This window comes from Pseudomonas sp. P8_241 (assembly GCF_034008315.1).
Classification (GTDB): Bacteria; Pseudomonadota; Gammaproteobacteria; order Pseudomonadales; family Pseudomonadaceae; genus Aquipseudomonas.
The window spans coordinates 4,210,830-4,224,778 of record NZ_CP125377.1 but is presented as its reverse complement, the minus strand read 5'-3'; the positions used below and the strand labels follow the sequence as shown (position 1 = coordinate 4,224,778).

The following is a 13,949-nucleotide window of genomic DNA, read 5'->3' as shown; positions in this document are numbered from 1 at the left end:
TGGCAAAAGATGACGTTTGTAGAGAGGGAGCAGCTCCCTCGCCACAGGCAAGCGCATTATTGGCGGAGATCGATCTGGTCCAGTACCCGGTTCGCCGTGATCTCCGCCAGCATCACGCTGTTGGAAATCCCCAGCAGGGCATTGCGCGATCCGCCGTCCAGATGATCCACCAACTGATGCACCATCACATCGACCGAAGCCAGGGTCTCGACCAGATACCCCTCATGGTTTCAGTATCGATCTCGGGTGCCACGGCAAACAGAGTGCTGGGCGTACGCGGTGTGGCCTTGATATCGGCCGTCGAGGGGAAGTGAAAGTCGAGGGCACGTTCGGCGGCGTCGTTGAGCCGGGTTGAATCGGGTTCGTATGGGGAGATCGGATCGGCGTCCGGTGGGTTGGGGGTGACCTTGAACACGGTGAAAACTCCTGGAGCATGGAGCTACCACCCTTCGCTGCGAAACGAAAATAAGGTGGCAGCTGTACGCGGGTTCGCAGACCAGGACTCCAGGAACCCGGCAGACCCGAAGGTCTCCCACGCACAGCCGCCATGACATGAGATACAGACCTGATGAAGGATCTGTCCTCGGACGGAAGACGTTGTGAGTCTAGAGATTACCCCGGCTGCGAAACCCGATCACTGATGGGCAGTGACGCGAATCAAGTTACCGACGGGCCCCCAGGCGCACAAGCCGGCGGATTCTGGCGTAACTGTAGGCAACGACGCAAGGTGTCGAAGCCTTCAGGAAATGCCCTACAAACGTTTGAGCAAACGCCTGCGGGAATACCGTCTTCCGCGTATCACTGTGTATCAAGGCCTGAAATCTTTAAACAACCTTACAAAACCAGTCCTGCACGGATACAGCCCGGATACACCGCTGGGGCCAAATAGACCTGCCAAAGCGAGATGCACTTCGCACCTCGCCACCAGGTTATCAACCCTTGTGGCACGACCCATGACGGTCCAGCCACGCAAAAGATCCGGAGTATCAACATGTCTCGTATCCAGTCCCCGAATAAAACCCGTATTGGCCTGATCGCTGTTGCACTGGTCGGCGGTATCAACTTTGCGTCGTCCGCGTTTTCCGCCGAAGCCCTGCCTCAGGGCTATCAACTGGCTTCGGCAGAGAAGACCAGCGAAGGCAAGTGTGGCGAAGGCAAGTGCGGTGCCAGCGATGCCAGCGCCCAGAAGACCCAGGCCGAGGGCAAGTGCGGTGAAGGCAAGTGTGGCGATGCTTCCTTTGCACGGACGGACGCGGATCATGATGGTCGGGTTTCGTTGAAGGAACTGCTGGCGGTGGCACCGAAGGGCACCGAGGAATTCAAGGCGATCGATGCCAATAGCGATGGCTTCCTGTCCGAGGGTGAGGTGTACACGTTCCGCACCAACCAGTTCACCGCCAACGGCAAGAAAGTGCCGACCGAGCTGTATACCGAACTGAGCAAGGCAAAAGACTGATCCGCCAAAACGAAAGGGCCCTTCCTGTGCCGACACGCAGGAAGGGTTTTTGGCGTGTCTCGACGCATCAAAAGAATTTGAACCGCCGTCAGCCGCGCTCGCCTAATGATTAGCGTGTGGGTAATCCCACAGGCAATGTGCCTATCCCGGCACACTCCGAGAGGTGGTCAACGTGGCTAAAGACGAGAAGAAAAGCAAAGGGGAGTCTTCAAAAGCCAGCAAGGAATTGAAAGACAAAAAGTCATCACCGGCAAAGAAATCGGCGGCGTCGGCTCTTTCGAAATCTTCCGATAAGAAAGACAAGAAAAAAGTTGCCGAACCAAAGAAAGCTGCAAAAAAAGCTGATAGCAAGCCAGAAAAGGCCAAGAAATCAGACAAGGCTGAAAAGCCCGCGAAAAAGAAAAAGTGACGTCAGCTATCTGCCAGGGCATTACGCCCTGGTTTCCTCAAGCGGTGTTGCCTTCGCTGTCGCCAGAGAGTAATCAGGCGTATTAGTTGGAGGAGTAGCCATGTAAACAATTGATGCGAAATCCCGATTCGAAACAAAGCTTCTTCGTCCGGCAAAGCCTGGCGATGATACGTCGTGGGCGTTCGCAGTATTGCCAAGAGACGCGAGTGAACCGCTACCGAGGCGAGGAAGGACGACAGTTGAAGGCACAATCAATGGGCACCCTTTCCAGGCAACCCTTGAGCCGGATGGTCAACTGAGCCATTGGCTGCACGTCAGTAGAGAGTTACTCGAGGCTGCAGGCGCGGCCGTTGGGGATATCGTTACGCTGGAGCTGACCCCTGTGAAGAAGGAACCGGAACCGGATATCCCACAAGATTTTCAGGAAGCACTGGCAGCCACTCCTGAGGCTCGCAAGGTTTGGAACAATACAACGACCATCGCACGAGTAGACTGGATACACTGGATTACTTCAGCCAAACAACTCAAGACCCGCGCAAAACGAATTGGTGATGCCTGCGACATGCTTGCATCCGGCAAGAAGCACGTTTGCTGTTTCGACCAGTCCGGCTACTACAGCAAGGCCTTCCGAGCGCCCGAGGCAGAAAATGACTAATTGGAACACTCCGTTGGAGGGTTCGGTCGAGACTTCGCCTGTTATCGAGTGAAGCTTCACCTTTTAAAACCAGGGGATGAAAACGTGCCTTGCTGACTGATCAGTCGAACAAGCCTGTGCAATTCCCCATCACGCCTTGACCCAGCGCTGGCGACTCCAGCTGCTCAGGCCGTCGACCGCAAACACCAACAGCAACATGGCCAGAATCACCGTGCTGGCCTGGGCTTCCTGGAACAGGCTGAGGCTGACATAGAGCATCTGCCCCAAGCCGCCGGCACCAACGAAGCCAAGCACGCTGGCCATGCGGATGTTGTTTTCCCAACGGTACAGAATGTACGCCAGCAACTGGGGGAACAGGTTGGGCAGGGTGCCGTAGCAGAACGCCGAGACGATGTTACCGCCCTGCAAACGAATCGCTTCGGCCGGTTCCGGCGGGGTGTTTTCCAGCGCTTCGGCGAACAGGCGACCGAGTACGCCGGTGGTGTGCATGGCCAATGCCAACGTGCCGGCGTTCGGGCCGAGACCGGCCGCCAACACCATCAACGCGGCCCACACCAGTTCAGGAATGGCGCGCAGGGCATTGAGCACAAGGCGCGACGCGCTCTGCAACGGCCAGCCGAAACGCCCGGCCGCGGGCAGGGCCAATACCAGCCCGAACACCGCCGCCAGCAAGGTGCCCAAGGCGGACATGGCAAGGGTTTCCACAGCACCACGAACGATGGCTTGCAAGTGACCGGCGCTCAGGTCCGGGCTGAGAAAGCGCAGCACGTAAGCGCCCATGTGGTTGAGGTTGCCGCTGCCCGCCAGTTCTCCCAGATCCAGACCCAGGTAGCTGAACGAGGCGATGGCCGCGGCGACGATCAGCGCGATCAGCATCAGGTTGATCAGGCGATTCATGCGAACCTCCAACGCAGCAGGCGGCTGATCTGATCGGCGAACAACACCAGGACAAAGAACGTCAGCAGCATGCTCGCCACTTCACCACCGGCGAACATGCGCAACGACAGATCGATTTGCTGGCCCAGGCCGCCTGCGCCGACGAATCCCATCACCACCGAGGCGCGGATCGCGCATTCCCAGCGGTACACCGTGTAGGACAGCAGCTCCGCCGCCACATTGGGCAGGATGCCGTAGCAGAAGGCGGCCAAGCGACTGCTGCCTGCTTGCAGCAAGGCATGGGCGGGGCGCTGGTCGACCGACTCGAAAATTTCCGCGTAGACCTTGCCGAGCATGCCGCTGTAAGTGATGGCGATGGCCAGCACCCCGGCCGTGGGTCCAAGGCCCACAGCACGGACGAACAGCAGCGCCCAGACGATTTCCGGCACGCTGCGCAGGAAGATCAACAGCCCGCGTACCGGCCAGCGCAGCAATCGACCGAGCAGGCTCGGGCGTCCGCTGCGCGAAGCCGCCGACAGCGACAGCGCCCGACTCGCCAGCAGGCTCGCAGGTACGGCCAACAGCAAGGCCAGGGCCATGCCGGCGGTGGCAATGGCCAGTGTCTGCAAGGTGGCTTGCCACAGCAATTGGAGGAACTCTTCACCATGGGCGGGGGGCCAGAAGGCTGCAACAAAACGGCCCATCTCACTCTGGCTGTCAGCCATGAACAGTACGCCCGGGTCCAGCTCACTGAAACGGATGCCCGGCCACAGCAGCGCAATCGCCAACAGGCTGAGCAGCAACCGAGGCAGGGCGGACGGGTCCCGCGTATCACGCTTCAGCATCGGGGAATCTGCACACTCAAAGGCGCCACGGGAACGGGCGGGGATTGCAGTTGTTCGTTGGCGTAGAGCCCGTCGAGCAGATCGTGATCGACGTCGCTGGCGGGCAGATCGAAAAAGACCTGACCGTCGCGCAAGCCGATGATCCGTGAGAAGTGCGACAGGGCCAGATCCACCGCATGCAGGCTGGCGACCAGCGTCACACGGTGCTCTTTTGCATGGCGACAGAGCGTCGACAGCGTGTGTGCGGCCAAAACAGGGTCCATTGCCGAGACCGGTTCATCGGCCAGTAGCACTTCGGGCGCCTGATACAGCACCCGGGCAATGCCCACACGTTGCAGTTGGCCGCCGGACAGTTGCTGGCACTGGGCGAACAGTTTGTCACCCAGGTCCAGCCGGGCGAGCGCCGCCCGCGCACCGGGAATGTCCAGCGGATGCACCAGATTCAGCAGGCTTTTGGCAAAACCCCACTGACCCAGTTTGCCGGCCAGCACGGCGGTGATCACGCGTTGGCGCGGAGGCAGGGGTGGCGATTGATGCACCAGGCCGATCCTCGCGCGCAAGCGCTGACGCTGGTGGGCGCTGAGCTGCCAGGCTTGCGCGTCGAGCACCTCGATCGCGCCACTGCTCGGGCGCAGGGCGGTGGCCAACAGGTTGAGCAGGCTCGACTTGCCCGCACCGGACGGGCCGATAATCGCCACTTGCTCACCGGCACCGATGTGCAAATCGATAGTGTCCAGCGCACGCACGCCATTGGCGTGCGTGAGGCTGACCTGAGTCAGATGCAAGGTCATTTCAGCAGGTCGGCGGCGCGTGCGGCTTCCTCGATGCCCTTGTAGTTCTCAGGGCTGGTCTCGATGAAACGGCTGGTGGCCTGCAAATCCAGAATCGCTTTTTGCTCCGGATTGGCCGGGTCCAGCGCCAGGAAAGCCTTTTTGATCTTGTCGGCAAGGGCCGGGTCGAGCGTACCGCGTACCGTCCAGTTGTAGTCGAAGTAGGCCGGCGTGGTGGCGAAGACCTTGACCTTGTCGGTGTCGACCTTGCCGGCCTTGACCAGTTTTTCCCAGACGCTGGCATTGAGTACGCCGGCGTCCACTTTGCCGGCCTGGACCCAGGCGACCGTGGCGTCATGGGCGCCCGAGTAACCCACGCGGCTGAACCAGGTTTCCGGCTTGATGCCATCCTTGAGCATGAAGTAACGCGGCATCAGGCTGCCCGAGGTGGAGGATACCGAACCGAAGGCGAAGGACTTGCCCTTCAAGTCGGCCAGGGATTTGACGTTCGGGTCGGCGGTGATGAATTTGCTGGTGAACTGGGCATCTTGTTCACGCTGAACCAGGGGAATGGCGTTGCCGGTTTTCAGTCGCGCCTGCACGAAGGTGAAGCCGCCCAGCCAGGCCATGTCGATGCGGTCGGTGGCCAACGCTTCGACCACGGCGGGGTAGTCGGATACCGGGACGAACTCGACCTTCATGTCCAGCTGCTTCTCCAGGTATTCGCCCAGCGGCTTGAATTTGCGCTGCAGTTCGGTGGGGGCTTCGTCAGGAATGGCGCTGACTTTCAGGGTGTCGGCAGCCTGCGCCAACAAGGAGGAAAGGGACAAGGTCAGGCCGACGGCCAATGCCAGGGTACGTTTGAGCATGAAGTTCTCCGGTTCAATAGCGGAAAAATGTCGATGCGCCCCGCACAAGCTGATTGCGACACGACGCTCCGTGAGGTTAGACGAAAACGCCGCGATTATAGGGACTCTTGCGGGGTTGACCAGCCTTCGGCCTGCAGTCAGCGCGTAAAATCGGAGGGAGGGCGTTCGCTCGTGATGACGCAGTGGCGCTTGCGACTGTCAGCTTGCAGACCGGCACTCCCACAGGGATTTTCAATGAACACGCGTAATGTGTGCGCTAAAAATCCACTGCAGGAGCGAGCCTGCGCGCGATAACGGCGCCGGTCAGGCCACCCGGATCTCAGATCCGAAAACTCCCCACCAACTGATTCAACCGCCCGGCCTGCTGCTCCAGCTCGGTGCAAGCGCGTAATGTCGATTGCAGATTCTCCACCCCTTGCAGGTTCAGGGTGTTGATCCGGGTGATGTCGACATTCAACGCCTCGACCACTGCTGTCTGTTCCTCGGTAGCCGCCGCGACCGACTGGTTGACGTTGTCGATCTCGCCGATGCGTTGGGTCACGCTGCCCAGGCAGGTGCCGGCGAGGTTGGCGATGGTCACGCTTTCTTCGCTGTGCTGTTGGCTTTCGGTCATGGTGGCGACCGAATCCCGTGCGCCCACTTGCAGCTCTTCGATCATCTGCTGGATTTCCAGCGCCGAGGTCTGGGTGCGTCCGGCCAGACTGCGCACTTCGTCCGCCACCACCGCAAAACCACGGCCCGCTTCACCGGCCCGCGCCGCTTCAATCGCGGCGTTGAGCGCCAGCAGGTTGGTTTGCTGGGAAATGCCCTTGATCACTTCGAGGATCTGCCCGATGTTCACGGTCTTGTCGTTGAGCACTTCGATGTTGGCGCACGACGCACGGATTTTGCCGGACAGCTCATTCATTACTTCGATCGTGCGCTCGACCACCTGGCGTCCATCTTCGGCTTGTTGGCGCGCGGAGGATGCCTGTTGCGAAGCATCGGAGGCGTTATGGGCGATCTCCTGGGCGGCTGCACCCAGTTGGTTGATGGCCGCCGCCACGCTGTTGGTGCGGGTGGATTGATCGTCGAAATTGCTCAGGGACGAGTTCGACGCCACCAGCACGCGCCGGGCGCCTTCATTGACGCCCACTGCCGCGCAGGCCACTTCGCGCATCGAGTGGTGAATGCGCTCGACAAAGCGGTTGAAGGCAGTCGCCAGTTGGCCGATTTCATCCCGCGATTGCACTTGCAGGCGACGAGTCAGGTCGCCTTCACCAAGGGAAATGTCTTCCATGACCCGGGTCAGCACTTGCAGCGGCCGGGTGATGCGCAGCGCTGTGTACCAGATCAACAGCAGGCCGAGCAGGGCAGAGCCGCCACCGAGCAGCAGTTCCAGTGCGGTGCTTTGCACGCCTTGAGCGTCGAGTTCTTTTTGCAGCGTGGTGACCGGTGCCAGCAACACGCTCTGCGGTACACCCACCAAAACGCCCCACGGCGCAGCCCCGGCAATCGGCGCCAGTGGTTCAAGGACCTTGATCTGCTGCGCGTCGACAAACACCTTCGGTTGCCCTTGTCGCAAGCTGTCCAACACCTCGGCATTGTCCATCGGCTGACCGAGGCGACTAACGTCCTGGCTATTGGCAGAAATCACACCGCGCGGGCTGACGATGCTGATCTGGCCATTGCCATCAAACAGTTCGTGGGCGCTGGCTTCACTGTTTTGTTGCAAGGCAGCGAGGTTGATGTCGAGACCGACGACGGCGATGACTTTGCCGTTTTCCAGCAGCGGGAAGGCAACGCTGGTCACCAGTTTGCGACTGCCCGATGCCTCGTCGAAATACGGCTCCAGCACACAGGCCTGACGGGTGTCGCGGGCACAGGTGTAGAAAGCGTTGTACGGCGCGCCGCTCGGCCCCGGTTCGGTGTTGGCGAGCAGGCCTTCATCGCCGATGACCGCTTGCAGTTCACCGGGCTTGCTTTGCACCCAATACAGGGCGAAGCGCCCGGTTTCGTTGCTGCCCAACGCGGCCTGACCGACGAAACCGGCGTCGGCGCCATCCAGTCCATCGGGTTCGAAAATGACATAAAGCCCGAGCAGGTCGGGCTTGTCGATGAGTGCCTGATGAAGCTGGGTGCTCAGCTCCTGGCGCAGTTGTTGGCGGGTCAGATTGCCCTGGTGTTGCAGTTGTCGCAGGTAGAGCAAATAACGCGATAAACCCTGGCCGTATTCGTGGGTCTGCATGAAAGTGCGCTGCACTTGCATGGCCTGGACCGTACCGAGGGCTTGCATGTGTTCCTTGGCGGCGCTGGCGAGCATGTCGCTGCTGGCCTCGGCCACTTGCTGGCTGCTCTGGTGGGTTTGATAAAGCGACAATCCCATCAACAAGCCCACGACCAACAGCAGGCAGAGACCGGCGAGCAGGGCGATCTTGCTCTGGATCGTCAGGAATGTTTTGTGCATTGGAAATACCTTTTTCCACGTGGGCAATGGCAGGTCCACTGCCCACGGCCGAGATTAGAAACCGGTGGCGAACACCACTTGGGCGTAGACGTTCTGGTCGTTGTTACCCAGTTGGGTACCACCGTTTTCAGCGCTCTTGTCTGCTTGGTAGATACCCACCAGCGGCATTACGGTCAGGTGGTCGTTGACATGCCATTCGGCGTACAGGTCGACTTCGTGGCCATCGGTGTTGCCGAGGTTGCGGTCGATGGTGTCGAAGTTGAAGTACATCGCGCCAACGCTCAGGTTTTCCAGCGGCGCGACTTTCAGCGTGACGTTCTGGATGCGCGAGTTGCTGTTGAACGGCCCGGCGTAGTTGCCCGCCACTTCGCCCTGGAACCAGGTGCCGTAGCCACGGCTGAAACCGTAGAACAGGGTGTCGTAGCCTTCCGAGAAACGGCTGTAGCGGTAGCTGGCGCTAGGTGTCCAGACCGCATCGGAGAAGGTCCAACCCGCTTCCAGGTACCAGGCGTCTTCGCTGGACGTGTGAGGTTTGTCCTGCTTGGCGTATTCACCGGACAGGAACAGGTCTTTGACTCCGGCGTTGCCCGCCGCCCGCAGGCTGTAGGTTTTCATGCCGTCGCGTTCGAGCTGGATCGGCGAGGCGTATTGTTCGTCGACATCGGTGGTGTCGACGTAGGTCAGGCCAACCGTACCGGCTTCGGCCACGTGCTCCAGGGTGCCGACGTACATTTCGGTCATCGCCTGGCCGCGGTTGTTGGACTTGAGCCACATCAGGTCACTGCGCCAGCCTTCCTTGCCGCCGATACGCAGCACGGCCGTCTCGTCGAATGCCTTGCGTGCCGCCAGGTAGTAGGCGCCGCCACGGTTGAATTCGCCGTCGGCCAGGCCTTTACCCAGGTTCAGTGCGTCGCCGTCGATCAGGAAACCGTCGCCGACCACGATGTTCTGACGACCGAAAGACACGTCGATGCCATCACTGCCCAGCGCGCCGATCAGATCGGCCGAGCGCCAGCCGAGGTAGGCGTCTTCGAACTTGGTGGTGCGTTCCGAACCATCGCTGAATCCTGCGGCGTCGCCGTCGCCCCAGGTGCCGGAACTGAGCATGTTCCCCGCGCCGTATGCGGTACCCATCCCGCCCAGGCCTTGATCGAAGCTCAAGCCGTATTTGATGTAGCCCTCGCGCCACGACGAGTTGCCTTCTTCCAGGCGACCGGACAGGGCGTAGTTTTCCTGGCTGTGGAAAATGCCGAACACGGCTTCCAGGGTAGCGTTCAGGTGGCTGGCGTCATCGGCGTAGAGTTCATAGGCACCGGCATTACCGGCACTGATCATCAGCGCGAGCGTCGAGAGACGAAGCAAGGGGGACTTGAGCATGGTGTGACATCCGTTCTTGTTCTTGAGCGCAGGTTTGCGGTCTGTCCGGATACTACGGCGCGACTTTTATTTGTCCTTTTCCCTGTTTGCCAATTAGTTGGTTGTGCATGCCAGATTGCATGGCGTGTTGCCATGCCGTCAGGTTTTGGTGCGCTGGTTGGAGCATTGCGCCGTTATCGCGCACGCTTTTGCCTGGCGGTCGTGAAGTTTGTTGGCGGCGCAGGGCGGGAACGAAAAGTGCAGGGCGCCTCGCAGCGAATAATGCGATGGATGAGGCTGTGATGAGCAATGCACAACAGGACGAGCGCTTTGATCAGTGGCTCGACAAGGTCAATCAGGTCTGCGGGCGTTTCGGTGCGAATCTGTTGGGCGGGCAGTTCGCCGGCTCCATCGATGAGTACCGCAGCGGTGAACTGAAGATGAGTTTCGTCGACGTGTCCCAGGCCTGTCTGTTCCGCACGCAGCATGAGATCGATCAGGGCGAGGGCGCGCATTATTACGCGGCGTTTCAGCTGGCCGGAGAGGCCGTGATGGAGCAGCAGGGCAGTTGCATCACCCTGATGCCGGGGGATATCACGCTGATCGATTCCACGCGCCCGAGCAACTTTGTGTACCGCAACAACGCCCGTCAGTTGTCCTTGATCCTGCCCCGCGAGCGAGTGGAGCAGCAGCTGCGCTTCACCACGGTCAAACCGGCGCAGCGCATACCGGCCTCGACGCCTATGGCGGGGCTGGCCAAGCGCCTGATTCTCGGTTCCACGGAACAGGGCCTCAGCCACGCCGAAAGCGAAGCGACGCTGGACGCCGTGATCAGCCTGCTGCGCCCGGCGATGGGTGCGAGCGACGCGGATGACTCCCCGCAGGCACGCACTTTCCGCAAGGCCTTGCGCTTTATTGATGAGCATATCGCTGACGAAGCACTGTGCCCGGAATGGCTGGCGACCCGGATTGGCGTCTCGGTGCGCGGCTTGTACCGGTTGTTTTCCCGACACGGCCTGGTGGTCGCGCAATACGTGAAAAACCGGCGCCTCGACCTCTGTGCCGAACAACTGCGCCATGCCTGGGGCGAGGGCAAGCTGTGTGCGCTGGGCTATGAATGGGGCTTCAACGATTCGAGCTATTTCTCCACGGCATTCAAGGCGCGGTTTGGCGTTTCGCCGGGTGAGTATCGCAAGCGGTATGCGAGCTGACTTATCCGGTCAGGCTTTTTCAAAGCAATGGCAAAAAAAGATGAAAGAGCACAAAAAATAAATTCTCTGAAAAATCGGACGTTTCCTGCTTCGTCCTACAGATGGATGACGGTCAGCACCGTTCGCTGTGTTTCAGTGGGTAGTCAACTTTGACGCCTGTTTTCAATGTCTTGAAAAAAACATCGCTGATGCTGTTTTAAGTTTGTGTTGTTGGACAAAGTGTCTTTCCTGAAATCTTGTGGGAGGTGTCTTTTATTGTTGAGTGAAAGTGCCTACGCGCAAAAAAATCTTCTCTTGCACACTTCTTCTGAAGTCATTAGATGTAGGCGTGTCACTTGATTCGAGTGGTGCTTCCTCTAATCGGCGAGTACTCAATAATGAAATGCGAATATTTTCGAAGTGTTCCTTGTTTTGACGATGAGTTTGAACATGGCTCATTACTGAGCATAGCCGCACTCTCAAAAGCGCAAAGCGGAATTGCAGATCGGGGAGGGGGCGGCCTGGATGCTCTACCCGACCCTGCAAAGGGACTTCCTAATGTTAAATATGCCTGGCTACGAAATACTTGATTTTGATTCTGGTACTTCAGAAACTTCTAAGGGTGGCAGGTCGATAAATCGGTCGCCTCCATTGCTGGGAGCACTGGCCAAGTTGAATCGCTATAAAAATATGCCGGCGGATGAACTTGATGAGGTGTTGTCAGAACATGGCTTAAAGCCAGAAGCGGACTACGACATTCTGGAACTAACATACTGAGGACAACCGCGGCCTTGCGCTAGGTCCATTAAAGGTCACCGTCCGGCAGGGCGGCCGCAATCTGGCACAACCGCCAACACAACTGGCACGCAGGGCAAAACCTGCGTGTCGGCGACCACCGACAATCCCTACCAACCTGTCGAAGCACCGTTGCCTCGGCATTTTTAGTGTTGGCGCTCGTCTGCTGACGGGTGCGTGGATTTTCAAGGTCGTTTCCTATGTTCACCTCGTTGCGTTTGTCTTTGGTTGGTTTGCTGTCCTTCACCCTGGCTCAAGCGGTCGTTGCTGCCGAGTGTGTGCCGGACACGCGCCGTGGCGCTGAAGTGTTCGCTAATGAATGCGGCGTCTGCCACGCGGTGAGCAAGGGCACGATGGGCATGATGGGGCCGAACCTGTCGGGTGTTTACGGGCGCAAGTCGGGCTCGCTGGAAGGCTTCAGCTACTCCCAGGCCATGCGTGACAAAGACATCAGCTGGCAGGCCGAGAACATTGCGCAACTGATCACCCAACCCCAGGCCTTCGTGCCCGGCACCTATATGCCGTACATGGGCCTGGCATCCGCCGACGATCGCCAGGCGGTCGTGTGCTTCCTCAAAGAACAACACTGATCAGGCGGATTACCGACTGACAACCAACCACCCCCTGTAGGAGCTGGCTTGTCGGGTCGCCGCATCGTAGCGAAGGCGGCCTTGAGTCTTGCACCGTCAGCCAAAACGCTTTCGCCGGCAAGCCGGCTCCTACAATTGAACGAAAGGTGATTCATGAGCAACGTTGAAATTCTGCCGCAGGTTGTTGCATTCCTCGAACGCGAGCATGGCTGCTTCATCGACGGGCAATGGGTACTTGCCGAAGGCGACCGTATCGCCGTGGTCAACCCGGCCACCGGGAAAACCCTGTGCGAAACCCTCGATGCGCCGCTGGACATCGTCGAGCGCGCCGTGCAGTCGTCGCACAAGGCTTTCAAATCCGGTGTGTGGTCGAGCCTGCGCCCGGCCGACCGTGAGCGCATCCTGCTGAACTTCACCCGTCTGGTCGAAGAGCACGCCGAAGAACTGGCCCAGCTGGAAACCCTGAGCCAGGGCAAGTCAATCAACATGGCCCGTGCGCTGGACCTGAACGCCACCGTGGAATTCATGCGCTACATGTCCGGTTGGGCGACCAAGATCGAAGGCCAGACCTTCGACGTGTCGATCCCGCTGCCACCGGGTGCCAAGTTCACCGCGTTCACCAAGCGTGAGCCAGTGGGTGTGGTGGTCGGCATCGTGCCGTGGAACTTCCCGCTGCTGATCGCCGCGTGGAAACTCATGCCGGCGCTGGCCACCGGTTGCACCGTGATCATCAAACCCGCAATGGAAACCCCGCTGACCGCCATGCGCCTGGCCGAACTGGCTCTGGAAGCCGGCATTCCGGCTGGCGTGTTCAACGTCGTCACCGGTGGCGGTGCTTCGGTCGGTGGCGTGCTGACAGCGCACCCGCTGGTGAGCAAAGTCTCCTTCACCGGCTCCACGGCTGTAGGCAAAAGCGTCGGCGTGGCGTGCATGGCGAACATGACACGTTTCTCCCTGGAACTGGGCGGCAAGAACCCGATGATCGTGCTCGCCGATGCCGACATCGAAAAAGCCGTACAAGGCGCGATCCTTGGCGGTCTGCTGAACAACGGCCAGGTGTGCGCGGCAGCCTCGCGTTTCTACGTGCACCGCTCGATCCACGACCAATTCGTTGAAGCCCTGGCGGCGGCTGTTTCGTCGATGCCGATCGGCGACGGCATGAACTGCGAAGCCGCGATCAACCCGCTGGTGTCGCGCAAGCAACAACAAAGCGTGCTCAAGCACATCGAACTGGCCCGTCAGGAAGGTGCGCGCGTCGTGACCGGTGGCGAGTTGCTGGAAGGCGATGGCTTCTTTGTGCAGCCGACCATTCTGGCTGACATCGACCACAGCATGGCCGTGGCCCGTGAAGAAGTGTTCGGTCCGGTGTTGGGTGTGATGCCATTTGACGATGAAGACGCCGTCATCGAACTGGCCAACGACAACCGCTACGGCCTGGCCGCCAGCCTGTGGACCAACGACCTGGGCAAAGCCATGAACCTGGTGCCGCGCATTGAAGCCGGTACGGTGTGGGTCAACGCCCACGTACTGCTCGACCCGGCCATGCCATTCGGCGGCGTCAAGCAATCGGGCATGGGCCGCGAGTTCGGTCGTGCGGTGATCGAGGCTTATACCGAGCTTAAATCGGTGTGCATCGCGCATTGATGAGCCTGTAGGTGCTGTCGAGTGTAACGAGGCTGCGATCTCTTGATC

The 13,949-nt window shown here is 59.7% G+C and carries 12 protein-coding genes and 3 pseudogenes; 7 read left to right on the top strand and 8 right to left on the bottom strand.

Annotated elements, in window-relative coordinates; genetic code table 11:
- Positions 1-56: 56 nt before the first annotated feature.
- Positions 57-415, bottom strand: a pseudogene (locus tag QMK58_RS18970) (DUF6124 family protein).
- Positions 416-991: 576 nt separating this feature from the next.
- Between QMK58_RS18970 and QMK58_RS18965 the strand changes: the two are divergent.
- From QMK58_RS18965 to QMK58_RS18955, 3 genes are all read left to right on the top strand, one after another.
- Positions 992-1,456, top strand: coding sequence for a hypothetical protein (locus QMK58_RS18965; RefSeq protein WP_053164198.1), 465 nt, complete (start codon positions 992-994; stop codon positions 1,454-1,456).
- Positions 1,457-1,619: 163 nt separating this feature from the next.
- On the top strand, positions 1,620-1,865 hold the full coding sequence (locus QMK58_RS18960) for a hypothetical protein (RefSeq protein ID WP_053164196.1): 246 nt from the start codon (positions 1,620-1,622) through the stop codon (positions 1,863-1,865).
- Between the two features lie 109 nt (positions 1,866-1,974).
- Positions 1,975-2,520, top strand: a complete 546-nt coding sequence (locus QMK58_RS18955) for a YdeI/OmpD-associated family protein (RefSeq protein WP_320396549.1) — start codon at positions 1,975-1,977, stop codon at positions 2,518-2,520.
- A gap of 129 nt (positions 2,521-2,649) precedes the next feature.
- Here the strand turns inward: QMK58_RS18955 and phnE are convergent, their stop codons facing one another.
- From phnE to QMK58_RS18925, 7 genes and pseudogenes are all read right to left on the bottom strand, one after another.
- Entirely contained in the window at positions 2,650-3,417 is a 768-nt protein-coding gene (gene phnE / locus QMK58_RS18950; protein ID WP_053164192.1) for a phosphonate ABC transporter, permease protein PhnE, read from the bottom strand.
- Positions 3,414-4,241 carry a PhnE/PtxC family ABC transporter permease gene (locus QMK58_RS18945; RefSeq protein WP_053164190.1) on the bottom strand — a complete coding sequence of 276 codons (828 nt, stop codon included), beginning with the start codon at positions 4,239-4,241 and terminating at the stop codon, positions 3,414-3,416. The genes phnE and QMK58_RS18945 overlap by 4 nt, the downstream gene beginning before the upstream one ends.
- Positions 4,235-5,032 (bottom strand): phosphonate ABC transporter ATP-binding protein, encoded by a 798-nt coding sequence (locus tag QMK58_RS18940; RefSeq protein WP_053164187.1) that lies wholly within the window; start codon positions 5,030-5,032, stop codon positions 4,235-4,237. The genes QMK58_RS18945 and QMK58_RS18940 overlap by 7 nt, the downstream gene beginning before the upstream one ends.
- Positions 5,029-5,880, bottom strand: coding sequence for a putative selenate ABC transporter substrate-binding protein (locus QMK58_RS18935; RefSeq protein ID WP_320395263.1), 852 nt, complete (start codon positions 5,878-5,880; stop codon positions 5,029-5,031). The genes QMK58_RS18940 and QMK58_RS18935 overlap by 4 nt, the downstream gene beginning before the upstream one ends.
- A gap of 319 nt (positions 5,881-6,199) precedes the next feature.
- Positions 6,200-6,796, bottom strand: a pseudogene (locus tag QMK58_RS29015) (methyl-accepting chemotaxis protein); the annotation flags it as partial.
- Positions 6,797-7,057: 261 nt separating this feature from the next.
- A pseudogene (locus tag QMK58_RS29010) lies at positions 7,058-8,107 on the bottom strand (HAMP domain-containing protein); the annotation flags it as partial.
- Between the two features lie 273 nt (positions 8,108-8,380).
- Positions 8,381-9,703, bottom strand: a complete 1,323-nt coding sequence (locus tag QMK58_RS18925; RefSeq protein ID WP_053164182.1) for a hypothetical protein — start codon at positions 9,701-9,703, stop codon at positions 8,381-8,383.
- A 281-nt stretch (positions 9,704-9,984) separates the two neighbouring features.
- Between QMK58_RS18925 and feaR the strand changes: the two genes are divergently transcribed.
- The 4 genes from feaR (at position 9,985) to QMK58_RS18905 (ending at position 13,901) form a co-directional block, all read left to right on the top strand.
- Positions 9,985-10,893, top strand: a complete 909-nt coding sequence (feaR, locus tag QMK58_RS18920; protein ID WP_053164180.1) for a transcriptional regulator FeaR — start codon at positions 9,985-9,987, stop codon at positions 10,891-10,893.
- A 504-nt stretch (positions 10,894-11,397) separates the two neighbouring features.
- Positions 11,398-11,649 (top strand): hypothetical protein, encoded by a 252-nt coding sequence (locus QMK58_RS18915; RefSeq protein WP_053164472.1) that lies wholly within the window; start codon positions 11,398-11,400, stop codon positions 11,647-11,649.
- 218 nt (positions 11,650-11,867) lie between these two features.
- Entirely contained in the window at positions 11,868-12,257 is a 390-nt protein-coding gene (locus tag QMK58_RS18910; RefSeq protein WP_053164178.1) for a c-type cytochrome, read from the top strand.
- A gap of 153 nt (positions 12,258-12,410) precedes the next feature.
- Positions 12,411-13,901 (top strand): aldehyde dehydrogenase family protein, encoded by a 1,491-nt coding sequence (locus QMK58_RS18905; RefSeq protein ID WP_320395261.1) that lies wholly within the window; start codon positions 12,411-12,413, stop codon positions 13,899-13,901.
- The last annotated feature ends 48 nt before the right edge of the window (positions 13,902-13,949 follow it).